The sequence below is a fragment of the Spongisporangium articulatum genome, assembly GCF_044465595.1.
GTDB classification, from domain to species: Bacteria; Actinomycetota; Actinomycetes; order Actinomycetales; family Kineosporiaceae; genus Spongisporangium; species Spongisporangium articulatum.
The window spans coordinates 533,106-555,537 of record NZ_JBITLV010000001.1 but is presented as its reverse complement, the minus strand read 5'-3'; the positions used below and the strand labels follow the sequence as shown (position 1 = coordinate 555,537).

Here is a 22,432-nt window from a genome sequence, read left to right as displayed (position 1 = left end):
GGCCACGAAGGGCCGGATTCCTGTGCTTTGAAGCGGCACGCCGAAGGGTTAGGCGGTGCCGTGCGCCTCCTCGGCCAGCCACTGCCACTCGTTCCACGACTTCAGCCGCGACTCGTAGTCGGCGGTCGCGATGCCGAGCGGGGAGAGGCCGAAGAAGGCGCGTAGCGGCGGGTTCTCGGCGTCCACGAGCTTGAGCACGGCGGCCGCGCTGGCGTGCGGGTCGCCCACCGGCATGGCGCTGCGCTGCTTCTGCCGGCGCTCACGCACCTCGTCGTAGGCCTCGAGCTTGGCGCTGGTGCTGGACGACGGCCCGGCCCAGTCGGTGCTGAACCCGGCCGGTTCGATGAGGGTGACGTTGATGCCGAAGCCGGCCACCTCCTGGGCCAGCGCCTGGCTGAACCCCTCGAGCGCCCACTTCGACGCGTGGTAGATGCCGACGTTGGGGAACGCGCTGATCCCGCCGATGCTCGACACCTGGAGGATGTGCCCGGACCCCTGCGCGCGCAGGAACGGCAACGCCGCCTGGGTCACCCAGAGGGCGCCGAACAGGTTGGTCTCGATCTGCGCCCGGGCCTCCGCCTCGGAGATCTCCTCGATCATCCCGAAGTGGCCGTAGCCCGCGTTGTTCACCACGACGTCGAGCTGGCCGAAGTGTTCGTGGGCCTGGGCGACGGCGGCGAAGTCGGCGTCGTGGTCGTTCACGTCGAGTTGGAGGGGCAGCACCGCGTCGCCGTACTTCGCGACCAGCGGCTCAATTGTGCTGAGGTCGCGGGCCGTCGCCGCCACCCGGTCGCCGCGCTCCAGGGCGGCTTCCGCCCACTCGCGGCCGAATCCCTTGGACGCCCCGGTGATGAACCATGTCTTAGCCATAACCGGAGCCTACGTCCGCTTGGCTCCTTCAGCGAATTCGTCGCGCGATCGCCACTGCCTGGACGTTCGACGGGTTCGTGGCGACTGTCTTGACGCACTGCGGGCCTGGGCGCCCTGGCGCCGGCGGGGCGAACGGCACAACGTCAAGGCAGCGGCGCGGAACCCGCACTACGTCCAGCTGAACACCGCGAGGGACTGGTAGCCCGCCTTCCCGTTCCAGGCGGTGAAGGCGCCGGCCACGAACAGGCGCTTGGCCGTCGCGTTCGCGTACATGGCCTGCACGCCGTTGTTGCCGCCGTCGGCGTTCGACTGGTCGCCGGTCAGCTTCGGGTCCCACGTCGTCAGCGAACCCTTCGCGTCGTTGAACTGCGCGGCGAAGTACGGCCACGGGACCGTCGTGTTGGGCAGGTTGCGGTGATACCCGACGACGACCGTCTTCCCGACCGCGGCCACCGCCTGCCCGTCGCCGATCAGGCCCTTCCGCCAGACCTTGCCGCCCGTGGCGGCCTTCAGCTCGAAGACCTCGTTGGAGACCAGCGGGCCGGGCGGGGCGTGGCCGCCGACCCCGACGACGATGTTCCCCTTCGTCGGCGCCGCCGCCAGGGACGCGACGCCCTCGCCGTCGTAGTCGGGGTAGGGGCCGGTGCCCGAGTCGGCCCGCAGCTTCGCGTCGAATCCGGCGTCCACGGCCCCCGAACCGGGTGCGACCTTCACCAGACCGTGCCGGACCAGCCCGTCGTAGCTCTCGAACAGCCCACCCACGTACAGCGAACCGCCGGTCAGCAGGAGGGTGCGGCTGAGACCCGCGGTCGTCGTCTTGGCCCACAGGGTGCCGCCCGTGGACAGCGACACCTTGCGCACCGCGTTGAAGTCACCGGCCAGGTAGACGCCGGTCTTGTCCGCGGCCAGGGCCCGCACCCGACCGGGCGGCCTCGGGTTCCAGGCGGTCACGGATCCGGTCGCGGAGACCGCGGCGGCCCGCGGCCGGTACTTCCCGCCCACCCAGGTGAAGTCCCCGCCCAGGTAGGTCACGCCGTCGCGGCTGGTGATGGACCGCACGTAGGAGTCGACCTGCCCGGCGAACCGCACCGCTCCGGTCTTCGCGTCCAGGATCGCGAAGTTCCGGGCCGCGACCGAGCGCCCGTCCGGCTGGCGGACGTGCCGGAAGTTGCCGCCGATCGCGATCGAGGCGACGCTCGCCCCGCGCACCGGGACGACGGTCAGGATGTCGCCGTCCGTGCTGCTGAACGCCTTCGGCTTGCTCGACAGCACCGTGTCGGCCTTCACCGGCGTCGTGGCCGCCACCGCCCCGGGGAGAGCGCCGCCCAGGAGCGAACAAGCCAGCACGGTCACAGCCTCGACGGTGAGGCGCAGGGCTCGGCGCACCCCGGGACCCTAAGGGACACGAGTGATCGATGGGGTGAATCACCCCTAAGCCACAGGAATCGACTTCAGGAGTCGAGGAAATCCACCAGCTCGTCCGCGATCCCGGTGTAGGTGCCGGGGGTCAACTCCACCAGCCGCTTCTCGACGTCCCCCGGCAGGCCCAACCCTTCGACGAACTCCCGCATCCCGGCCGCGTCGATCCGCCGGCCCCGGGTCAGCTCCTTGAGTCGCTCGTAGGGCTGGTCGAGCCCGTGGATGCGCATGACCGTCTGCACCGCCTCGCCGAGCACCTCCCAGGTCTCGTCGAGGTCGCGGGCCAGGGCGGCCGGGTCGGCGTCCAGCCCGGACAACCCGCGTCGCACGTTGTCGAGGGCCAGCAGCGAGTGGCCGAACGCCGTCCCGATGTTGCGCTGCATGGACGAGTCGGTGAGATCCCGCTGCAGGCGCGAGGTCACGAGCGTCGAGCCGAGCACGTCGAGCAGCGCGTTCGACACCTCGAGGTTGGCCTCGGCGTTCTCGAACCGGATCGGGTTCACCTTGTGCGGCATGGTGCTCGAGCCGACGGTGCCCTGCCCGCGGACCTGGACGAAGTAGCCGATCGAGATGTACGTCCACACATCCGTGCACAGGTTGTGCAGGACGCGGTTGAACCGCGCGACGTCCGCGTACAGCTCGGCCTGCCAGTCGTGCGACTCGATCTGCGTGGTCAGCGGGTTCCAGGTCAGGCCCAGGCCCTCGACGAAAGTGCGCGAGACAGTGGGCCAGTCGGCGTCGGGGGCGCCGACGACGTGCGCCGAGAAGGTGCCCGTCGCGCCGTTCAGCTTGCCCAGGAACTCGGCGGCGGCGATGCGCTTGAGCTGCCGGCGCAGCCGGTGCGCGAGGACGGCGAGCTCCTTGCCGAGCGTGGTCGGCGTGGCCGGTTGCCCGTGCGTGCGGGCCAACATCGGCAGTGCCCGCAGGTCGCGGGCCATGCCCTCGACCTGCTCGACCAGCGCGGTGGCCGCGGGCAGCCAGACCTGGTGGACGGCGTCGCGCACCATGAGCGCGTAGCTCAGGTTGTTGACGTCCTCGCTGGTGCAGAACAGGTGCACGATCTCGAGCAGGTCGGCCAGCGACCCGTTCTCCATCCGCTTCTTCACGTAGTACTCGACGGCCTTGACGTCGTGCAGCGTGACCCGCTCGGTCTCGGCCAGCTCGGCGACGGAGGCGTCGTCGAAGTCCGCGGCGACGGAGCGCAGGAGCGCCACCTCGGCGTCCGTGAGGGTCCGCAGCCCCGGGACGGCGCCGCTCGCCGTCAGGTGGATCAGCCACTCGACCTCGACGTGCACGCGCCGCGCGTTGAGCGCCGCCTCCGAGAGGTGGCCGGCCAGCGGGGCGACGGTCGGGCGGTAGCGGCCGTCGAGCGGGCCGAGCGGTGCGTCGAAGCGGGGCGTGTCAGCGGTGGTCACGGGCCAATTGTGGCGTACCTACCAGGCATCACCCAGACGCGGTCCACAGGCGAGATCCCCGGTCAGGTCCAGCGCCTCCAGCGGCATCGTCCCGCCGAACACGTAGATCCATCCGTCCTCGCCCGGCGTCCGGACCAGCCCCGACGTGGTGAGGGTGGACGTCGTCCCCGGCCACGGTCGCCAGCCGCGGCTCGCGTAGAACGGCGCGCCGTCGTCCGTAGCGCCCAACGCCCCGAGGTCGTAGGCGGCCCGGACGACGCGCTCGAGTTCGGCCATCACCACACCGCCCAGCCCCCGGCGTCGGCGGCCGGCCCGCACCGCGACACCCTCGACGTACCCGCAGCGCAGGGCGCGGCCCGCGTGCAGGAGGCGCCGCATCACCACCGCACCGTGCGCTACCAGCTCGGGACCGTCGTGCACCAGGACGTGCAGCCCGCCGAGACAGTGTTCCCAGTCGTCATCGGTCATCGGGTCGTCGCCCGCGAACACGGTGAACAGCAGGGCCCGCGCCTCGGCGAGCTGCTCCGGCGACAGGTCTGCGGTGTGGCGCACGAGGGTGAGGGTCACGCGACCAATCCTGGCCCGGTGGATGCGGACGGCACCCGGGTTGCGCCAGGATCATGCCCGTGACCACGCCGAGCGGGGACGATCAGCAGCCCTACGAGCCCACCCACCCGACGCAGCCGCAGCCGCAGGGCGAGGCGCAGTACGGGCAGCCGGGTCAGCCGCCGTACGGCGACCCCAACCAGCCGCAGTACGGCCAGCCGGGCCAGCCGCCGTACGGCCAGCCCGGGCAACCCGGTCAGCCGGGGCAGCCGCAGTACGGGCAGCCGCAGTACGGGCAGCCGGGTCAGCCGCCGTACGGGCAGCAGCCCGGGTACCCGCCGGGCGCGTACCCGCAGCAGCAGTACTACGCCGCCGGGCCCCAGCAGTTCGACCCGGTGACCGGGCAGCCGTACTCGGACAAGTCGAAGCTGGTGGCCGGCCTCCTGCAGATCCTGGTGCCGCTGGGCATCGGCCGGTTCTACACCGGCCACACCGGGATGGGCGTCGCGCAGTTGGTGGTCACGCTGATCACCTGCGGTATCGGCGCGATCTGGCCGTTCATCGACGGCATCGTGATCCTGGCCGGCAACCCGACCGACGCGCAGGGCCGCCCGCTGCGTCCCAGCTGAACCACCCACCGGATCGACCCACGACGCACGACGGCCCGGACCCCCACGCGGGGCCCGGGCCGTCGTCGTCCTGGCCGTGCGAGTCTCAGCCGACCGGGACCGGCTCCTCGGCCGGCAGGAACGGCTCGTCGTCCTCGAGGTCGTCGAGGTTCGGGTTGAGCAGCGTCCCGATCCCGACCAGCACCAGCCCGCCGACCGTCCAGGCCACGAGCACGACGAGCGGCGTGGAGAAACCGCTGCCGTCGAAGTACACGGTCGAGCGCAGCAGGGTGGCCGTTGCGCCCTGCGGCAGCGCCTGGCCGAGGTCGCCGAGGATGCTCGGCAGGTACTCGGGGGCGCTGGCCTGAGCCGACAGCGGGTAGCCGACGAGCAGCATCAGCGCACCCCCGATGCCCAGCCCGATCCGCCCGCCGATGGCGGCCAGCCCGGTCAGCGGGAACGCGACGGCCGCGATCCCCAGCGCCACGCTCAGCGCGTTGAGCAGGTAGTTGCCGGTGTAGGCGTCGATCCAGAACTGCAGGATCGCCGCCAGCGCGAAGCCGCCGGCCAGCGACGTCACGAACGCGACGGCCAGCGCCGCCGACGTCGATCCCGCGAACCGGCGCCAGGCCAGCAGCAGCCCCGGGAGCAGGCCCGCGAGCAGCAGCGGCAGGCCGGTCGCCTCGAAGGCCGCACCGCGCGAGTCCTTGTCGGGCAGCGGCACGACGTCGTCGACCGGGATCTGGATGCCGTTGCTCGCACCCAGCTGCTGGGCCACCGCGTTCAGCGTCTGGGCCACGGTCGGGCTCGCCCCGCTCGCCACCAGCATCGACGCGCTGCTCTGGGTGAGCGCGAGCCCGCCGTACACCTTGCGGTCCTGGATCGCCGCGCGCAGCTGCGACTCCTCCGAGTACGTGTAGACCTTGAACGAGTGCGACGAGCCGTTGGCGAACAGGTTCTTCACCGAACCCGTGATCTCGGCCGGGCCGGCGATGCCGAACGGCACGTCGTGGGGCTTGGTGTCGTGGACGGGCCACGCGTAGGTCAGCAGCGCGACCGACGCGACCAGCACCATGGCCACCACGGCGCCCAGCACGCTGAGCACCCCCGGGCCGGTCGGGCCGGTCGGGCCGACGGCCAGCTCCTCGAACGACTCGTCGTCCTCGTCGTCCTCGTCGTCGGAGTCCTCGGACTCGCTGACCTCGACCGGGTCGGCGAACACGGCGGCCGGCGCCGGGACGTCGTCCGCCGACTCCTCGGCAGACGGTTCCTCGACCGTCGCCTCGGGTGCGTCGGGCTCGGCGACCGCCGTCTCAGGTGCGTCGGGCTCGGCAGCCGCCGGGACGTCGTCCGCCGGTTCCTCCTCGGCGCTCGCCTCGGCCTCGACCTCGGTGGTCTCCTCGGCCTCCGTGGCCTCGACCTCCGTCGTCTCGGGCGCGGGGTCGGTCTCGGTGGCGTCCGGCTTCGCGTCCTCGGGCTCGCCGGTGCCGCCTGTCGTCGTCGTCACGGTCGGTACTCCTCCCCGGCCGAATGGCCGGTGGCCTCAGGTCCAGCTTCTGGGTGTCTGTCAGGGTCTAGCAGGTCTCACGGTTTCTAACGGTCGAGTCTGTGGATCAGATCAGAGCGTGCAGCGCATCGATGAGCAGCAGCACGCCGATCACCACGAACGACAATGCCGCGCCGATCCGGATCGTGCGCTCCGGGAGCCGTCGCCCGAGGAGGGCGCCGACGCCGATGGCGAGCGCGTCGGCGGCCACCATCCCCAGCGTCGACCCTAGCCAGGTTCCGAACCATCCTTCACGGGTGGCCAGGGTGATCGTGGCCAGCATCGTCTTGTCGCCCAGTTCCGCGACGAAGAAGATCAGCGTCGCGGCGACGATCGCGGAGCGCGTGGACCGGTTCACCGCGGCCTCGTCGTCCTCGGTCAGTTCGTCACCGCGGTAGGTCCACACGGCGAAGCCGATGAAGGCCAGCGCGGCCACCAGCGTGATCCAGTCGGTCGGCAGGCTCGCCCCCAGTCCGGCGCCGACGCCGACGGAGATCAGGTGCACGGTGGCGGTGGCGATCGTGATGCCGGTCAGCACCGACAGCGCCTTGTACTTCGTGGCCAGGGTCATGGCCATGAGCTGCGACTTGTCGCCCAGTTCGGCCACGAAGATGACGCCGAAGCTCAGCAGGAAGGCGTACACGGGGTTCCTCTCGATGGCGGTGCCGGCCGAGAGGGGCCGGGGGTCCGGGCACGCCTTCGACCGGCACCTGTGCGGGTGCCTGGTCGAAGGTCTCGCCCACCCGGTCCCTGGGCTTACCGGACCGGGCCCGTGGGCCGGACCCTGGGCCCGGCCCGAGAGGCCGGAGGGTCAGCATGTCGACGCCACGGTGAGGGGGCTACTCCCCTTCGCTGGTCCCAGGGTAGGGGACGGCCCGCGAGCCCGGGAACCGGCCACCCGTCCGGCGCTCGTGCTCCTCGTCCAGGCGATTCACAGCCGGACCTGAACAATGGGTCCGTGACCGGATACGGGAGGACCACGTGACCATGCCGTCCATCGAGGGCGGGCGACCGCTCCTGCGCGGCCGGATCCTCGGGTTCCCCGTGCACCTCGACCTCTCGTTCGTGATCATCGTCGGGCTGCTCGGGTGGTACCCGGGCATCTCGCTGCGCGACATGCTGATCTGGCTGGCCATCACCCCGGTCGCCGTGCTCGTGCACGAGCTCGGCCACGCCGTGGTGGCTCGGACGACGGGTGCGCGGCCGCAGATCGCGCTGGCCGGATTCGGCGGGGTCACCAGCTGGATGCCGGAGGGCCCGGTCAGTCGGCTCCGGTCGCTGGCCATCTCGCTGGCCGGTCCCGGGGTGGGCATCGTGTTCGGCGTCGGGTTGATCCTCCTGTACCCGTACGTCGCCCCGGACGAGGCGTCGTGGCAGTACGTCGCCTTCCGGACCGGGATCTGGACGTGCCTCGGCTGGAGCATCCTGAACCTGCTGCCGGTGCTGCCGCTGGACGGCGGACAGGCCATGCGCGAGCTGCTGCCCGGCGACCCCGAGGTGCGTTCCCTGCGAGCCGCCTACGTGTCGGTCGTCGTAGCGGTGCTGGCGGCCGCGGCCGCCTACGGGCTCTACCAGCAGGGTTTCCTGGCGGTGTTCCTGCTCTTCTTCGCGTTGACGAACTTCCTGGCCATCCGCGAGTCGCGCGGCCGCACGGTGTCCGGTCCCGGCGGCACCCGGGTCCCGCGCCCGGCCGGGTTGGGCAGCGCGACCGAGCAGGCGGTGATCGAGAAGCTCTGGCAGGGCGACCCGGCCGGCGCCCGCTCCGTGCTCGCCGATCGCCCCGAGGGGGAGCAGGTCGACCCGGCGATCCACGGCGCGGTGCTCGCCCTCACCGGCGACGCGGGCAATGCGGAGCAGGGCCGGGCCGTGCTGTCCCAGGAGATCGCCCGCCGGCCCGGCGACGTCACCCCGATCGCGCTCGCGGCGCTGAGCCAGGCCCTGGCCCACGACTGGGACGCGCTGATCGCGCTGTTCCAGAACACCCCGCGCGAGTTCGTCCCGCCGAGCGTCGCGGCCCGGGTGATCGACGAGGCCCGGGGCACCGGCCGGGAGGACGTCGCCAACCGCCTCACCTACGTCCTGCAGCCCCCACCCGACCCCTCCCCGAGTTGATCATGCGGAAACGCATGCTCCGGTCGTCGATCATGCGCAAACGCAGGATTCCTGCATCATGACCGGCATGACCGTCTGGCCCACCGTCGACCGCGCCGAACCGCCGTACGTCGCCGGCGAGCGCGCGATGCTCGAGGCCTGGCTGGAGTTCCACCGGGCCACGCTGCTGAACAAGTGCGCCGGCCTCACCGGTGAGCAGCTCGCCCTCCGGTCGGTGCCGCCGTCCTCGCTGTCCCTGCTCGGGCTGGTCCGGCACCTGGCCGAGGTGGAGAACGGCTGGTTCCGCAGCGTCTGGGACCCGTCGATCGCGCCGCTGTACGACGACACCGACGACGTGGACGTCGACCTGAACGACACCGACCCGGCCCGCGCCGACGAGGACCTGGCCCGCTACGTCGAGCAGCTCGACCTGTGCCGCGCGGCCGCCGCGACCCGCGACCTCGACGACGTGGCCACGCGAACCCGCCGGGGCGAGTCACAGACGATCTCCCTGCGGTGGGTCTACGTGCACATGATCGAGGAGTACGCCCGGCACAACGGGCACGCCGACCTGCTGCGTGAGGCCATCGACGGCGTCACCGGCGACTGAGCGCACCCGACAGGCCGTCAGACGTAGCGCGCGGCGACCGACGCGGCCTGCGCCCCGTACGACGGGCCGAACAGCACGGCGTGCACGAGCAACGGGTGCAGCTGGTGCAACCCCACGCGCCCGGCCCAGCCCGCTTCGAGCGGCGAGACGCGCTCGTACCCCGCGCGGACGTCGTCCAGGTACGGCAGCCCGAACAGGGTGAGCATCGCGAGGTCGGTCTCGGGGTGCCCGCCGTGCGCGGCAGGGTCGATCAGCCGGGCTCCCTCGGCGGTCCAGAGCACGTTGCCGCTCCACAGGTCGCCGTGCAGCCGCGCGGCTGGCCCGGGCGGTCCGGTGAGGTCGGCCTCCGCGGCCTCCAGACGCTCCCAGACCTGGTGGACGACGTCCGCCCCCGCCGCGCTCAGCGCGCCGTTCGCGGTGGCCGCCTCGGCGAACGGGCGTACCCGGCAGCGGGCGTAGAAGCCGCCCCAGCCGGCCGGGTCGGGATCGATCAGGTGCGGCATCGGCAGCGGGCCGATGAAGCCGCCGGCCGGGTCGGCTCCCGGGGCGGCGGCGCCGTGATGAGGCGCCCCGGCGCGATGGGTGCGGGCCAGGCGCTCGCCGAACTCCCTTGCGGCGGAAGCGGTCACGGATGTGGTCGGGTAGCGGGTCAGCTCGATCGAGACGTCGTCGACGGCGAGCACCTCGGCCACGGGGACGCCGCCGGCGGCGGCGCCCAGCCAGCGCAGTCCGGCCGCCTCGGTGGCGTAGAACCCGGCCGGTGCGTGCTGGTCGTGCTTGCGGAACGGGCTCACGAGCTGCGGCTGCGCTCCAGCCGGGCCTGCACCGACGCGAGCAGCCCCGCGCCGGCCGCCTCGATCTCTTCGAGCATCGTCGTGAACGCGCGGTCGTCCTCGTAGTAGGGGTCGGCCACGTCGATGAGCGGGCTGTCCTCGTCGACCGCCAGGCCCGGGTCGTACGAGCGCAGCAGGCGTACCCGGGCCCGGCTCGGGTCGTCCGGCGCCCAGGCCCGCAGCGTGCGCGCGTGGCCACGGTCGAGCGCGATCACCAGCTCGCGCCCGGCGAACCAGGCCGGGTCGAAGACGCGGGCCCGGTGGGCCGAACCGTCGTAGCCGGCGGCGCTCAACGCCCGCAGGGCCCGGACGTCGGCCCGCTCGCCCACGTGCCACTCTCCGGTGCCGGCCGAGTCGACCTCGACGACGTCGCCGAGCCCGGCCTGCTCGACCAGGCTGCGGAAGACCACCTCGGCCGAGGGGGAGCGGCAGATGTTCCCGGAGCAGACGAAGCAGATCCGGTACGCGGTCGGCATTGACCCATCGTCCGCCATCACGGCCTCACCGCGCGACCCACACCCGGCAAGACGTCCGAGTTGTCCACAGCCGAGGCGCCGGTCGCCCGTCGGGGTCGGCCGGCGCTGTCATCGTGGCGGGACCGCGGGTGACGGAGGTGGTTGGGGTGGACGGGCTGAGCTCGGGTGCGTGGCGGCTGGAAGGGGCGGTCCGGGCGGTCGCGGGGGAGGTGCGCTCGGCGGCCGACGAGCTGCGCGCCGCGGCCGCCGTCGACTGGGAGTCGTTGGCCGCCGAGGCCTTTCGGGCCGAGTTAGCCGCTGAGGTGACGCGGGTGCTGGCGGTCGCGAGCGCCCTCGACGAGGCGGCCGGCGCGGTGGCCCGGCATGCGCGGGCGGTGGCCGACGGCGGCCTCCTGGGCCGGTTCTCGTGACGCGCGCGCCGGAGCTGACCGTGCACGGCGGGGTCGGCGGCACCACCGCCCGGCTCGACGACCTCGACCGGGCCGCCGGGCTGTTGCACCGCACCGCCGAGCGGCTCGCCCTGGGCGGCGCGCGGCTGGCGCTGGCCGCCGCGGACGTCGACTGGGTGGCCGGGGCCCTCGTGTCCCCGGGGACGTTCGGTCCCGCCGCCGGGTCGCTGGCCGCCGCGACCCTGGGCCCGCACGGGTTGGCCGCGGTCACGGCCCGGGCCGAGCTGCTGGCCGGTGGGGTGGCCGGGGCGGTGGCGGCCTACCGGGCGGCGGACGCGGCGGCCGATGCGTCGGTGCGGGCGGTCCGGCTCGAGCTGGGCCGGGTGGCCGGGCTGGCGGTCCTGGCCGCCGGCGTCGGGCTCGTGGTGTCCCCGCTGACCCCGGTGCTGCTGGCCGGCGGGGCGCTGGCCGTGAAAGCGACCGGTCCGCAAGGTGTTCCCGCGCCGGTCGGTGAGGTGGGCGCGGACCTGCTGTGGCGGTTCACAGCGAACGACGCGCTCGTCGAGACCGTGGTCGGCGCCGCGCCCGGGGTGCTGAGCCCGGCCGGGTCGGGGCCACCCGGGCTCTGGCTGCCGGGGCACCCGCCCGGTGGGTCGGCCGAGCTTGCGGCGCTGCTCGCGCTCGGTGGCGCCGGGCTGACCCGCCTGACCGGTCGTGGCCCGTACCTGAGTGAGCCGGCCGGGCCACCGAGCGTCGTCGTCCGGCCCGCGCTCAACCCGGCCACCGCCCCCGCCGGAGTGGCCGACCTGCTGCGGCGCTCGCCGTCCACCGACGAGGCCGCACCCCGGGTGCACGCCGAGCGCATCGTCGCGCCCGACGGGAAGGTGTCCTGGGTGGTCAGCGTGCCGGGCACCTCGCAGTGGAGCCCGAAGGCGGGTACGAACCCGTTCGACCTGAGCTCCGACGTCCGGGCCATGGCCGGGCGGCGCACCGACGCGGCCGAGGGCGTGCTGCTCACGATGCGCCGGGCCGGGGTCCGGCCGGGGGAGCCGGTGATGCTGGTCGGGCACTCGCTGGGTGGTATCACCGCGGCGTCATTAGCTGCGGATCCATTGCTGCGCAAGGAGTTCCATGTGACCCATGTCGTGGTGTCGGGGGCGCCGGTGGCGCAGTTCGACGTGCCCGACGACGTCCAGGTCCTCGCCCTCGAGCACCAGCAGGACCCGACGCCGCGGCTCGACGGCGCCGACAACCCCGACCGGCCGAACTGGATCACGGTCGAGCGCGACCTGAGCGCCGACCCGTTCGTCGAGGCCGCCCACGGCCGGCGCCCCTTGATCGCGCACCACCAGGCGGTCTACGGGAGCACCGCGACCGCGCTCGACGCCTCGACCGACCCGTCGCTCGCGCACTGGCGGGCCGGGGCCGCGGCCTTCTTGGCCCGCCCGGGCGACGAGGTCGAGGCGTTCAACGCGACCGTCACCCGCCCCTGATGCTCATGCTGTCGGAATGCACATCTCACGAGGGTTCCGGGCCCTCGTTACTGTGCATCTCGGCAGCACGGGCCCGGAGGGCGGCCCGGGTCGAGTCAGGCATGAAGCCGACCTCGACGCTTCGGGCGTCCAGCGCGGCCAGGTCGTCCGGGGCGAAACCCAGTGCGGTGGTGAGCACCTCACGCTCGGCCGACAGCGGGGACCGGGTCTGCACGGGATTGTCGTCGCCCAGCACGAGGCCGACCCCGGCGGCGGCGAACACCGGCGCCGGGTGCGCCCGCACCGACCCGATCGCACCGGTGAACCAGTTCGACGTCGGGCAGACCTCGACCGTCACCCCGGAACCGGCCGCCCAGCGCAGCAGTTCCGGGTCGGCGGCCAGGTGGGCGCCGTGACCGATCCGGGTCACGCCGAGCAGCTCGACCGCCTCCCGGGCCCGGAACCCCGGGGCCGCCTCGGCCGCGTGACAGGTCAGGCCCAGTCCGGCGGCTCGGGCCACCGCGTAACAGTCGACGAACGGGGCGATCTGGGGGACCACCGACTCGTCCCCGGCCAGGTCGAAGCCGACCACACCGTCCCCCGCGAACCGGGCCGCGGCCCGCGCCACGGCGAGGTTCGACTCCGCCGACCGCTTCCGCAGCGCCGCGACGACGATCCCGGCCGGCATCCCCGACCGGGCCACCCCGAGCCGCACGCCCTCGCACGCGGCCCGCACCACGTCGTCCACGGACCAGCCGTCCCGCACGTGGGTGGCCGGGCCGAACCGCAGCTCCAGGTAGGCACACCCGTCGGCGGCCGCGTCCTCGACCGCCTCGCAGGCGATCCGGGCCAGCAGCTCGGGCGTGCCGAAGAACGGGTACGAGGCGGCGACCTTGTCCAGGTAGGTGGTCAGGTCGGCCGGGCCGTCCAGCGACAGCGCGGCCTCCCACCCGTCCGTCGGCTCCGGAACGCCTGCGGCGGAGGCCAGTTCGGCCGCGGTCGAGGGTCGCACCCGACCTTCGAGGTGGGTGTGCAGGTTCACCGGGACGCTCACAGGTCCAGCTCCACGCACGTCGCCAGGGCCGCCTCGATCGAGCAGCGCCACCCGTCGGGCAACCGCGACGTCCCCTCGTCGTACACCGAGGCGCCCGTCACCAGGTTGCTGGAGGCTGCACAGATCATCCCCGCGCGCAGGCCGCGCAGCCGCGCCACGACGTACATCGCCGAGCTCTCCATCTCGACGTTGAGGACCCCGAGCCGGTTGAGTTCCGCGATCCACTCGGGGGTCTCGGCGTAGAAGGCGTCGTCGCTGGCGTTGATGCCGCTGTGCCAGCCGAGTCCGGCCCCCTCCGCGAGGCGCGCGGCCTGCCGGCGCAGCGACAGCGCGATCTCCAGGTCGGGCACGGCGGGGAACCCCGGGTGCGCGTAGGCGGCCGTCGTCCCGTCGTTGCGCAGCGTCCCCTCGCTGACCAGCAGGTCCCCGGGCTCGATCCCGGGCTGCAGGCCCGCGGAACTGCCGACCCGGATGAACGACGTCACGCCCACCCGGGCCAGTTCCTCCACGGCGATCGCCGTCGACGGGCAGCCCATCCCCGTGGACGTGGCCGTGATCAGCTTGCCCTGGTAGTACCCGGTCATCGTCCGGTGCTCGCGCCGGTGCGCGACCTCGCGGACGTCGGTCAGGAACTCGGCCACGATCGGTACCCGGAACGGGTCTCCGGGCATCAGCACGACGCTGCCGACCTCACCGGGCGCGACGCCGATGTGGAACTGCCGCTCACCCCGCCCGACGGAGTCCTTGTCCACCACGCTCATCGCGCCATGGTCCCTGGTGGGTCCGCCGCGCGGTACACCCACCCCGGAACGGGCCGCCATGGCGAGCCCCCGGAAGCCGGGCCGCCTCAGAAGTAGAGCGAGCGGTACAGCGTGGTCAGCGGGCCGAGGAACTTCGCCGGCCAGCGGGCGGCCACCGGGTCGGGCACCCCGGAACCCGAGCCGGCGTTCCCGACGTCGCCCTCGCCGCGGATGATGTACTTCTGCCCGTCCGACAGCAGCGCCAGCTTGGCCACGCTCGGGCCCGACCCGCACCGCGACGACCAGCCCACCGTCGCCTCGGCCACGCCGTCGCCGTCCAGGTCGCGCACGAACATCGACCCGGCCGTGAACCCGGCCTTCGGGTCGTCGCCCGAGCACTCCGGCAGGTCCGGCTCGATCATCACGCGCAGCACCTGCGGCTTGCCGTCCAGCCGGGCGAGCTGGGTGACCCGCAGGCTGGTCCCGGCGCTGGTCCGGTTGGAGGCGGTGACCAGCAGGTTCATCCCGTTGCCGTCGGTCCAGGTGAAGGCCCGCTTGATGGTGCCGCCCGCCGACCGGTGCGCCCGGGCCAGCAGTTGCGTCGCCTTGGCCCGGTTGACCTGTTCGAGGTTGCGCGGCGGCGTCCCGCTGAACACGGCCGGCGCCGGGGTCGCCGACGTGGCGGGGCCGAGCGTGGTCCGCGGCCCGGCCCCGGTGGCCACTCGGCTGGCGATCACGGCGACGGTCACGATGACCAGCAGCACGCCGGCGGCCAGCAGGATCACCGGCCCGCGCTGCACGGTGGGCGCCGGTCGCGGTTCGGAAGGCGGTCCCTGGCGCAGTCGCGGCATCGCCGCCGCCGGCACCTCCATCGTGTCGCCGCTGATCGGCCTCAACCCGTTCGCGGGCGAGTCCGGGTCGAGGCGGACGGTCAGGTACTCCATCGGCCGCGTCGGCGGGTCGGGGTGCGTGCTCAGGCCCGACACCGGTCCCGGGTGCGGCCGGTGCGGTGCCCGGTCGTAGATCTCGATCGGGTCCTCGGGCGGCCCGGCCCGCCCGATCGGCTCCTCGCGTCGGTCGGCGAAGCGGTCGACGACCCCGTCGTCCAGGTCGCCGTCGGCCGGTCCCTGGGGGGCGGCCGGGGACGACGACGTGCCGCCCGCGGACCCGCCCGTCGCCCGGGCGGTGGGTGGTCTCAGCGGACGGGTCGGCGTGGGTGGGCTGGGTGGCTTGGTCCACCACGCACCCTGCTGGTCGTCGTCCAACCCCTACCTCGCTCGTGCCCGGACGCCCGGCGCCGAGTCGCACCGGAGGTCACGATCGTGGCACGGACGCGTACGACCGCCGAGTCGGGCGTGTCCACCCAACCCGGCGCAGAGCGGGAGAACAACCCGCCCGGGTGAACCTGAGGGCGTGACTCCCGACCCCCCGCCTACTGCGCGACGCCCGGCGGGCACTCCGCCGGCCGCCTGCTCGCTACGGCGGCGGGTCGGGAGTCACGCCCTAGTCGTCCGAGAGCACCAGGTTCAACGCCATGCTCACCAGCGACACGATGATCGCCGCGAGGATCGCCGACCAGAAGAAGTCGTCGATCGAGAAGGCCAGGTCGAACCTGTCCGCCAGCCAGGCCACCAGCTCGAGCATCAGCGCGTTCACGACGAGGGCGAACAGGCCGAGCGTGAGGATGTAGAAGGGGAACGAGAAGATCTGCACGATCGGCTTGATCACCGCGTTCACGAGGCCGAAGATCGCGCCCACGACGAGCACGGTGACGACCTTGTCGCTGGTGGAGCCGCTCTCGGCCAGCTGCACGCCGTCCAGCAGTTGCGCGGCCACCCAGATGGCCACGGCGTTGACCACGATCTTGATCAGGATCTGCACGGGGGCATCCTGCCACGCCGAGGTGGGACATTCCGGGCGCAGGCCCCAGGAGTTTCACCGTTTCGGACTGCACCTTTGCTCCCGTCGGGCGAGGATCGTCCCGCAGTGACGTGGCCCCGGTGGGGTGGACGTGGTTCCGTGCCCGCCGGTACCCCGGGAGGGTGCTCTTGTGAGCAGCACCTCCGCCTGAGCAGCATGCGCACCCGGGGTGCAGGCGTCGCGAGAAGGGGACAACCAGGGATGAAGCTGGGTCGGGGGGCGGTCGCGGGGGTGTTGGTCGCGCTGCTCGCGCTGCTGGCCGGGACGGCGGTCGTCGCGGGGCCCGCGCAGGCCGCCACCGGGGTGGGCACCCGGGCCGCCGACGGCGCCGAGGTGGTCAGCGAGCGCTGGAGCTGGGACCTGCGTGAGCTGACGATCGAGATCAGGTCGCCCGCGGTCGGCCGGACGCTGCCGGTCAAGCTGATCATGCCGGTCGGCTGGTCGTTCGAGTCGAGTCGGCGCTGGCCCGTCATGATGATGTTGCAGGGCGGGGGCCACGACGACTACACGACGTGGGGCGCCAAGACCGACGTCGACGCGCTGGCCAAGAAGTGGCAGGTCATCACGGTCTTCCCCGAGGCGGGCGACAACGCCACCTACACGAACTACTTCAACGGCGGGAGGTTCGGGAAGCCGGCCTGGGAGGACTTCCACACCCAGGAGGTCCTGCAGATCCTGCAGAAGACGTACCGGGCCAACACCAACCGCGCGGTGGCCGGCCTGTCCTCGGGCGGGTACGGCTCGATGATCTACGCGGCCCGCAACCCGGGCATGTTCAAGTACGCCTCCTCCTACAGCGGGCTCGTGACGATCCGGCTGCCGATCATCCGCTGGGCCGCCTTCTTCGCCTCCCGCGACGCGGACCCGAGCAGGCGCTTCGGCGTCCCGTTCGTGAACGAGCGCAACTGGGAGCTGCACGACCCGCTGTACATGGCCGGGAACCTGCGCGGCACCGGCATCTACCTGTCCAGCGGCTACACGGGCATCCCGGCCGAGGACGACACGGTCGCGTGGAGCCCCCAGCAGTTCGCCGAACCGATCGCGGCCACGCTGTCGATCGCGTTGGAGAAGAAGCTCAACGCGCTGAACATCCCGGTCACCGTGCACTACTACCCGCGCGGTGAGCACCAGTGGCCCTCGTGGCAGCGGGAACTGCACCGGTCGTGGCCGCTGATGATGCAGGCGATCGGCGCCGGCCCCAACCCCTGAGGCGCCCTGGGCAACCTTCCGCCCGGGCCGGGGGGTCCTCCTCAGCGGGAGGGATGCTGACATGAAGAGGATCGGTCGGCTCGGACGGCCGGTGGCCCGGTTCTCGGTCCTGGTCGCCCTGGTGGCGGGGACGACGGTCGCGGCCGCCTCCGCGCAGGCGGCCACCGGGGTGGGCACGCGGGCGGACGACGGGGCCGAGATCGTCGGCGAGAGCTGGAGTGCGGACGGCCGGCAGGTCGTCGTCCAGGTGAGGTCGCCCGCGATGGGGGAGACGTTGCCCGTGAAGCTGATCCTGCCCCGCGGGTGGTCGTTCGCGGCCGCCCGCACCTGGCCGGTGATGATGATGTTGCAGGGCGGCGGCGGCGACACGTACGACACGTGGAGCCGGAAGACGGACATCGACACCCTGGCCACGGCCTGGCAGGTCATCACCGTATTCCCCGAGGCGGGCCCGCACGGCCTGTACACGGACTACTACAACAAGGGGGCGTTCGGTAAGCCGGCGTGGGAGACCTTCCATACCCAGGAGGTCCTTCAGCTGGTCGAGCGCGCCTACCGGGCCAACACGACCCGCGCGGTCGCCGGGCTGTCGTCCGGCGGCTACGGCGCCGCGGCCTACGCGACCCGCAATCCCGGGATGTTCCGGTACATGGCCTCCTACAGCGGTCTGGTCGCGATCCGGATGCCGCTGGTCCGCTGGTTCGTCTACTTCTCCTCGGGTGACGCCGACCCGAGCGCCCGCTTCGGCGTCCCGTTCCGGGACGAGCGGAACTGGGAGCAGCACGACCCGCTGTACCTGGCCGCCAACCTGCGGGGCACCGGCGTGTTCCTGTCCAGCGGCTACACGGGCCTGCCGTCGCCGGCCGACACGGTCGGCTGGACGCCGATCCAGGCGGTCGAGCCGGCGTCCGCGGCCAACACCTCGGCGCTGGTGCTGAAGCTGAGGGCCCTGGGCATCCCGGTGACCACCGACTTCTACCCGCTCGGGGAGCACGACTGGGTCTCCTGGCAGAGGGAGCTGCACCGCTCGTGGCCGGTCATGATGCAGGCCATCGGGGCCACGCCCGACGCGAACTGAATTTTGCATCACACTTCACACAGGCTTCACCATTCGGGCTGCGCAAAACGCCTGAGCCCGCCATCATCGGACCCGGATCGCGGCGTCACCCTGACGGAAAGACTTCGCGCCTGCCCTGATGCAGGTGCCCGCGTCGCAGACAGGAACGGGTGAAAGCTCATGAGGAACGGTCGGCTCAAGCTGATCGTGGCCGGGCTGGTCTCGTCGGTCGCTCTGCTCGGGACGACGGTGCTCGCCGGTCCCGCGCACGCGGACCCGACGCCCGCCGGCCCGCTGGTCGGGGTCAAGGCGGACGACGGGGCGACCGTCGTGTCGACGGAGTGGAATCAGGCCGAGAACTACCTGATCATGAACATCGCGTCGCCGGCCGTGGGGCAGACGCTGCCCGTCGCGCTGCTCCTGCCCCAGGGCTGGACGCCGGACACGACGAAGAAGTGGCCGACCATCATGATGCTGCCGGGCGGCGGCGGCGACACCTACCTGACGTGGGCCGGTGCGACCGACCTGCGCTCGGTGGCCAAGCCGTGGAACGTCATCGTGATCTGCCCCGAGGCGGGTCCGAAGGGCACGTACACGAACTACTTCAACGGCGGCAAGGGCGGCCCGCCGCAGTGGGAGACCTTCCACACGCAGGAGGTCCGCCAGATCGTGGAGAAGGCCTTCCACGGCAACGGCCAGCGCGCGGTGGCCGGCCTGTCGGCCGGTGGCTACGGCTCGATGATCTACGCGGCCCGCAACCCGGGCATGTTCAAGTACGCCGCCTCCTACAGCGGTCTGACCTCGATCCGGCTGCCCGCCGTCCAGTGGGCCGTCTACTACGAGGCCGGCGACAAGGACCCGAGCGCTCGCTTCGGCGTCCCGCTCGTCAACGCCAAGAACTGGCAGACGCACGACCCGTCCTACATGGCCAAGTACCTGAAGGGCACCGGGCTGTTCGTCTCGAGCGGTATGACCGGCTTCCCGTCCAACGTCAGCACGCTCGGCTGGACCCCGGACCAGACGATCGAGGCCGCCACGTACCTCGTCAACCAGGACTTCGTGCTGCAGTTGCGGCTGAACCGCGTCCCGGTGACGACCGACTTCTACCCGCTGGGCGAGCACGCCTGGGCCGAGTGGAACGTCGAGCTGAAGAAGTCGTGGCCGCTGATGATGAACGCGATCGGCGCCACGCAGAACTGAGCGCGGCCCGACCGCCCTCACCGCAGTAACCCCCGTGTCACCCCTGCACCCGACCTTCTAGGGTGCGGGGGTGACACGCGTTCAGGGTCGATCAGACGGGCAGTCCGGGTCGGACGACGGCCGCACCGGTGAGGTGCCGAAGCTGCGGGAGGCGCTGTCCGGCGTCCCCGCCTACCGGGCCGGGCGGCCCGCCGCCCCGCGCGAGGACGGCTCACCCGCCTACAAGGTGTCGTCGAACGAGAACCCGTACCCGCCGCTGCCCGGGGTGCTGGAGGCCGTCGCGCAGGCCGCGACCGAGCTGAACCGCTACCCCGACCCGAACGCCACCCGGCTGGTCGCGGCGCTGGCCGAGCGCCTGGGCGTGGAGACCGACGAGCTGTCCGTCGGCCCGGGCAGTGTGGGCGTCTTCCAGCAGATCCTGGCGTCGGTGGCCGGCGAGGGCGACGAGGTGGTCTACGCCTGGCGGTCGTTCGAGGCCTACCCGATCATGGTCCAGCTGGCCGGCGCGGTCTCGGTACAGGTGCCGCTCACCGCCGATCACCGGCACGACCTCGACGCCATGCTGAAGGCGATCACCGAGCGGACGCGGCTGGTCATCGTCTGCACGCCGAACAACCCGACCGGGCCGAGCGTGGGCCTGGCCGAGCTCGACGACTTCCTCGACGCGGTGCCCCGTGACGTGCTGGTGCTGATCGACGAGGCGTACCGCGAGTTCGGCGGGGCGATGGATCCCGCGGCCGACCCGGCCAAGCGGTACCGCGACCGGTCGAACGTCGTCGTGCTGCGGACGTTCTCGAAGGCCTACGGGCTGGCCGGGCTGCGGGTCGGTTACGCGGTGACCCGCCCGCGGATCGCCGAGGCGTTGCGCAAGACGGCCCTGCCGTTCGGCGTCTCGGGCGTGGCCCAGGCCGCCGCCGTCGCGTCGCTGGCCGCGGAACCGGCGCTGCTGGAACGGGTCTCGGCGCTGGTGGCCGAGCGGGAGCGGGTGCTGTCGGCGCTGTGGGGCCAGGGCTGGCCGGTCCCGGACACCGAGGCCAACTTCGTCTGGTTCCCGCTCGGCGCGGCGACCGAGGCGTTCGCGGTCGAGTGCGAGGCGGCCGGGCTCGTCGTGCGGGCGTTCCCGGGCGACGGCGTGCGCGTCACGATCGCCGAGCCCGAGGCCAACGACCGTCTGATCGCCCTCGGCGCCAACGCCCGGGACCGCCACCTCTAGTTCGTGATCATGGAAACTTCTAGTGCGTGGTGAGAGGGCGGGCTCCCTGCCGCCCGCCTGGGGCGACTAGAAGTTTCCATGATCACGAAGTGGCACCGCGCTGCGCGGCTGCCTCGTTCTCCCGGGCCGCGTCCTCGCGGGCGGCCAGGCCCGACTTGGTCCGCAGCGGCTCCTCCGGCAGGAAGAAGACCGTGATCAGGGCGACCACCAGCACGGCCGCGCCCAGCGTGAAGACCAGGTCGATCGAGTCGGTGAAGCCCTTCTTGAACGGGGCCGCCAGCTGGTCGGACAGCTTGTTGATGAACGACGAGTCGTCCAGCGAGGCGCCCTGCAGCTTGGCGAAGTCGGGCGCCAGTGACGGGTTCGCCTTCACGGTCGAGCCGATGGCGTCCTTGATGTTGCCGCCCACCGTGCTGAACAGCACGGACAGGAACACCGCGGTGCCCAGCGTGCCGCCCATCTGCCGGAAGAACGTCGCCGACCCCGTGGCCACGCCCATGTCCTGCGGCGGGACCGCGTTCTGGATGGCCAGCACGAGGGTCTGCATGTTGAAGCCCAACCCGAGGCCGAAGACGACCGAGATCCCGGCGACCGCCCAGATCGAGGTGTCGAGGTGCACCAGGGAGAACAGCAGCATGCCCGTGACCAGCAGCATGCAACCCATCACCGGGAAGATCTTGTAGCGGCCGGTCCGGGCGATGAACTGGCCCGACAGCACCGAACCGCTCATCACCCCGGCGGTCAGCGGCAGCATCAGCAGGCCCGACTCGGTCGGCGTGTGCCCGCGCACGATCTGCAGGTACAGCGGCAGCGCCGCCATCCCGCCGAACATGCCCATGCCGATGAACAGGTTCATCAGCGAGCCGATCGCGAAGGTGCGTCCGGTGAACAGGCGCAGGGGCAGTAGCGCGTCGTCGCCGTAGTGCCGCTCCGACAGCAGGAACAGGACGAACCCGACGGCGCCCACGGCGTAGCAGGCGATCGCCCCGCCGCTGAGCCAGCCCCACGTGCGGCCCTGCTCGGCGACGAGCAGCAGCGGCACCAGGCAGATCGACAGCGCCACCGCGCCCGGCCAGTCGATGGCGTGGTCGCGGCGGGTGTGCGGCAGGTGCAGCACGCGGGCTACGAGGACGAGCGCGAGCGCGCCGATCGGCACGTTGATCAGGAAGACCCAACGCCAGCCGGTGATCCCCAGCAGGCTGCTCTGACCGGCGAAGAACCCGCCGACCAGCGGCCCGAGCACGCTGGCCGAGCCGAACACCGCGAGCATGTAGCCCTGGTACCGGGCCCGCTCCCGCGGCGGCACGATGTCGCCGATGATGGCCAGGGCCAGGGAGAAGAGCCCGCCGGCCCCGATGCCCTGCACGGCGCGGAAGGCGGCCAGCTGGTACATCGACGTCGCGAACCCGGACAGCAGCGAGCCGGCTACGAACACGGAGATCGCGGTGATGAAGAACGGCCGGCGCCCGTAGAGGTCGGACAGCTTGCCGTACAACGGCGTCGCGATCGTCGAGGTGATCAGGTACGCGGTGGTCGCCCAGGCCTGCAGGCTCAGCCCGTTCAGGTCGTCGGCGATCGTCCGGATCGACGTCGACACGATGGTCATGTCCAGCGCGGCCAGCAGCATGCCGCTCATCAGCCCGCTGAGGATGACGAGGATCTGCCGGTGGGTGAACACCCCGGCGGCTCCGGGTTCGGACTGCGTCGGGGTGCTGGGGATGACCTGACCCGCAGCGGCGTCGGGATCGGTCGTGGTCATGGGAC

22 protein-coding genes are annotated in these 22,432 nt (G+C 72.3%); 9 read left to right on the top strand and 13 right to left on the bottom strand.

Annotation, left to right across the window (positions count from 1 at the left end; genetic code table 11):
• Positions 1–48 precede the first annotated feature (48 nt).
• The 4 genes from ACIB24_RS02655 to ACIB24_RS02640 all read right to left on the bottom strand — a co-directional run bounded on the left by ACIB24_RS02655 (position 49) and on the right by ACIB24_RS02640 (position 4,271).
• Positions 49–870: an SDR family oxidoreductase gene (locus ACIB24_RS02655; RefSeq protein WP_398274760.1), complete on the bottom strand. Its 822-nt coding sequence runs from the start codon at positions 868–870 to the stop codon at positions 49–51.
• Positions 871–1,038: 168 nt separating this feature from the next.
• On the bottom strand, positions 1,039–2,256 hold the full coding sequence (locus ACIB24_RS02650; protein ID WP_398274757.1) for a hypothetical protein: 1,218 nt from the start codon (positions 2,254–2,256) through the stop codon (positions 1,039–1,041).
• Positions 2,257–2,321: 65 nt separating this feature from the next.
• Positions 2,322–3,704: an adenylosuccinate lyase gene (purB, locus tag ACIB24_RS02645; protein ID WP_398274754.1), complete on the bottom strand. Its 1,383-nt coding sequence runs from the start codon at positions 3,702–3,704 to the stop codon at positions 2,322–2,324.
• Positions 3,705–3,722: 18 nt separating this feature from the next.
• The gene (locus ACIB24_RS02640) at positions 3,723–4,271 is read right to left on the bottom strand and encodes a GNAT family N-acetyltransferase (protein WP_398274751.1); all 549 of its coding nucleotides are present in this window, start codon (positions 4,269–4,271) and stop codon (positions 3,723–3,725) included.
• 59 nt (positions 4,272–4,330) lie between these two features.
• Between ACIB24_RS02640 and ACIB24_RS02635 the strand changes: the two genes are divergently transcribed.
• The gene (locus ACIB24_RS02635) at positions 4,331–4,879 is read left to right on the top strand and encodes a TM2 domain-containing protein (RefSeq protein ID WP_398274748.1); all 549 of its coding nucleotides are present in this window, start codon (positions 4,331–4,333) and stop codon (positions 4,877–4,879) included.
• 85 nt (positions 4,880–4,964) lie between these two features.
• Here ACIB24_RS02635 and ACIB24_RS02630 read toward each other — a convergent pair whose 3' ends face one another.
• A complete protein-coding gene (locus tag ACIB24_RS02630) occupies positions 4,965–6,365 on the bottom strand; it encodes a hypothetical protein (RefSeq protein ID WP_398274745.1) in 1,401 nt (466 codons plus the stop codon).
• Between the two features lie 106 nt (positions 6,366–6,471).
• Positions 6,472–7,047, bottom strand: coding sequence for a TMEM165/GDT1 family protein (locus tag ACIB24_RS02625; protein WP_398274743.1), 576 nt, complete (start codon positions 7,045–7,047; stop codon positions 6,472–6,474).
• Between the two features lie 338 nt (positions 7,048–7,385).
• Here ACIB24_RS02625 and ACIB24_RS02620 point away from each other — a divergent pair, with 338 nt between their 5' ends.
• Positions 7,386–8,516 carry a hypothetical protein gene (locus ACIB24_RS02620; RefSeq protein WP_398274741.1) on the top strand — a complete coding sequence of 377 codons (1,131 nt, stop codon included), beginning with the start codon at positions 7,386–7,388 and terminating at the stop codon, positions 8,514–8,516.
• A 67-nt stretch (positions 8,517–8,583) separates the two neighbouring features.
• Complete coding sequence (locus tag ACIB24_RS02615; protein WP_398274739.1) at positions 8,584–9,105, top strand: DinB family protein; 522 nt, start codon at positions 8,584–8,586, stop codon at positions 9,103–9,105.
• Between the two features lie 17 nt (positions 9,106–9,122).
• On the opposite strand, the gene ACIB24_RS02610 is transcribed toward ACIB24_RS02615, so the two are convergent.
• Positions 9,123–9,899, bottom strand: coding sequence for a fructosamine kinase family protein (locus ACIB24_RS02610; RefSeq protein WP_398274736.1), 777 nt, complete (start codon positions 9,897–9,899; stop codon positions 9,123–9,125).
• The gene (locus ACIB24_RS02605) at positions 9,896–10,414 is read right to left on the bottom strand and encodes a low molecular weight protein-tyrosine-phosphatase (RefSeq protein WP_398274733.1); all 519 of its coding nucleotides are present in this window, start codon (positions 10,412–10,414) and stop codon (positions 9,896–9,898) included. Before ACIB24_RS02605 ends, ACIB24_RS02610 begins: the two co-directional genes overlap by 4 nt.
• Before the next feature lie 128 nt (positions 10,415–10,542).
• Between ACIB24_RS02605 and ACIB24_RS02600 the strand changes: the two genes are divergently transcribed.
• Both ACIB24_RS02600 and ACIB24_RS02595 read left to right on the top strand, forming a co-directional pair.
• A complete protein-coding gene (locus ACIB24_RS02600) occupies positions 10,543–10,824 on the top strand; it encodes a hypothetical protein (protein ID WP_398274730.1) in 282 nt (93 codons plus the stop codon).
• A complete protein-coding gene (locus ACIB24_RS02595) occupies positions 10,821–12,296 on the top strand; it encodes a hypothetical protein (protein WP_398274727.1) in 1,476 nt (491 codons plus the stop codon). Before ACIB24_RS02600 ends, ACIB24_RS02595 begins: the two co-directional genes overlap by 4 nt.
• 25 nt (positions 12,297–12,321) lie before the next feature.
• Here the strand turns inward: ACIB24_RS02595 and add are convergent, their stop codons facing one another.
• From add to ACIB24_RS02575, 4 genes are all read right to left on the bottom strand, one after another.
• Positions 12,322–13,329, bottom strand: coding sequence for an adenosine deaminase (add, locus tag ACIB24_RS02590; protein WP_398274724.1), 1,008 nt, complete (start codon positions 13,327–13,329; stop codon positions 12,322–12,324).
• Positions 13,326–14,090: a nucleoside phosphorylase gene (locus tag ACIB24_RS02585; protein WP_398274721.1), complete on the bottom strand. Its 765-nt coding sequence runs from the start codon at positions 14,088–14,090 to the stop codon at positions 13,326–13,328. Before ACIB24_RS02585 ends, add begins: the two co-directional genes overlap by 4 nt.
• An 86-nt stretch (positions 14,091–14,176) precedes the next feature.
• Positions 14,177–15,334 (bottom strand): M949_RS01915 family surface polysaccharide biosynthesis protein, encoded by a 1,158-nt coding sequence (locus tag ACIB24_RS02580; RefSeq protein WP_398274718.1) that lies wholly within the window; start codon positions 15,332–15,334, stop codon positions 14,177–14,179.
• A 238-nt stretch (positions 15,335–15,572) separates the two neighbouring features.
• A complete protein-coding gene (locus tag ACIB24_RS02575; RefSeq protein WP_398274715.1) occupies positions 15,573–15,950 on the bottom strand; it encodes a phage holin family protein in 378 nt (125 codons plus the stop codon).
• A 240-nt stretch (positions 15,951–16,190) separates the two neighbouring features.
• Here ACIB24_RS02575 and ACIB24_RS02570 point away from each other — a divergent pair, with 240 nt between their 5' ends.
• The 4 genes from ACIB24_RS02570 (at position 16,191) to ACIB24_RS02555 (ending at position 20,668) form a co-directional block, all read left to right on the top strand.
• Entirely contained in the window at positions 16,191–17,198 is a 1,008-nt protein-coding gene (locus ACIB24_RS02570; RefSeq protein ID WP_398274712.1) for an alpha/beta hydrolase, read from the top strand.
• Between the two features lie 61 nt (positions 17,199–17,259).
• Entirely contained in the window at positions 17,260–18,276 is a 1,017-nt protein-coding gene (locus ACIB24_RS02565; RefSeq protein ID WP_398274710.1) for an alpha/beta hydrolase, read from the top strand.
• Between the two features lie 159 nt (positions 18,277–18,435).
• Positions 18,436–19,455 (top strand): alpha/beta hydrolase, encoded by a 1,020-nt coding sequence (locus ACIB24_RS02560; protein WP_398274707.1) that lies wholly within the window; start codon positions 18,436–18,438, stop codon positions 19,453–19,455.
• Positions 19,456–19,588: 133 nt separating this feature from the next.
• Positions 19,589–20,668 (top strand): histidinol-phosphate transaminase, encoded by a 1,080-nt coding sequence (locus tag ACIB24_RS02555; RefSeq protein ID WP_398276713.1) that lies wholly within the window; start codon positions 19,589–19,591, stop codon positions 20,666–20,668.
• 82 nt (positions 20,669–20,750) lie between these two features.
• On the opposite strand, the gene ACIB24_RS02550 is transcribed toward ACIB24_RS02555, so the two are convergent.
• Positions 20,751–22,427, bottom strand: a complete 1,677-nt coding sequence (locus tag ACIB24_RS02550; RefSeq protein WP_398274704.1) for an MDR family MFS transporter — start codon at positions 22,425–22,427, stop codon at positions 20,751–20,753.
• Positions 22,428–22,432: the final 5 nt, after the last annotated feature.

Excerpts from the sequence above, each read along its gene's own strand:
- ACIB24_RS02615 (WP_398274739.1), top strand. The coding sequence starts at position 8,584 with ATGACCGTCTGGCCCACCGTCGACCGCGCCGAACCGCCGTACGTCGCC.
- ACIB24_RS02655 (WP_398274760.1), bottom strand. The coding sequence starts at position 870 with ATGGCTAAGACATGGTTCATCACCGGGGCGTCCAAGGGATTCGGCCGC.
- ACIB24_RS02550 (WP_398274704.1), bottom strand. The coding sequence starts at position 22,427 with ATGACCACGACCGATCCCGACGCCGCTGCGGGTCAGGTCATCCCCAGC.
- ACIB24_RS02565 (WP_398274710.1), top strand. The coding sequence starts at position 17,260 with ATGAAGAGGATCGGTCGGCTCGGACGGCCGGTGGCCCGGTTCTCGGTC.
- ACIB24_RS02570 (WP_398274712.1), top strand. The coding sequence starts at position 16,191 with ATGAAGCTGGGTCGGGGGGCGGTCGCGGGGGTGTTGGTCGCGCTGCTC.
- ACIB24_RS02560 (WP_398274707.1), top strand. The coding sequence starts at position 18,436 with ATGAGGAACGGTCGGCTCAAGCTGATCGTGGCCGGGCTGGTCTCGTCG.
- ACIB24_RS02585 (WP_398274721.1), bottom strand. The coding sequence starts at position 14,090 with ATGAGCGTGGTGGACAAGGACTCCGTCGGGCGGGGTGAGCGGCAGTTC.
- ACIB24_RS02605 (WP_398274733.1), bottom strand. The coding sequence starts at position 10,414 with ATGCCGACCGCGTACCGGATCTGCTTCGTCTGCTCCGGGAACATCTGC.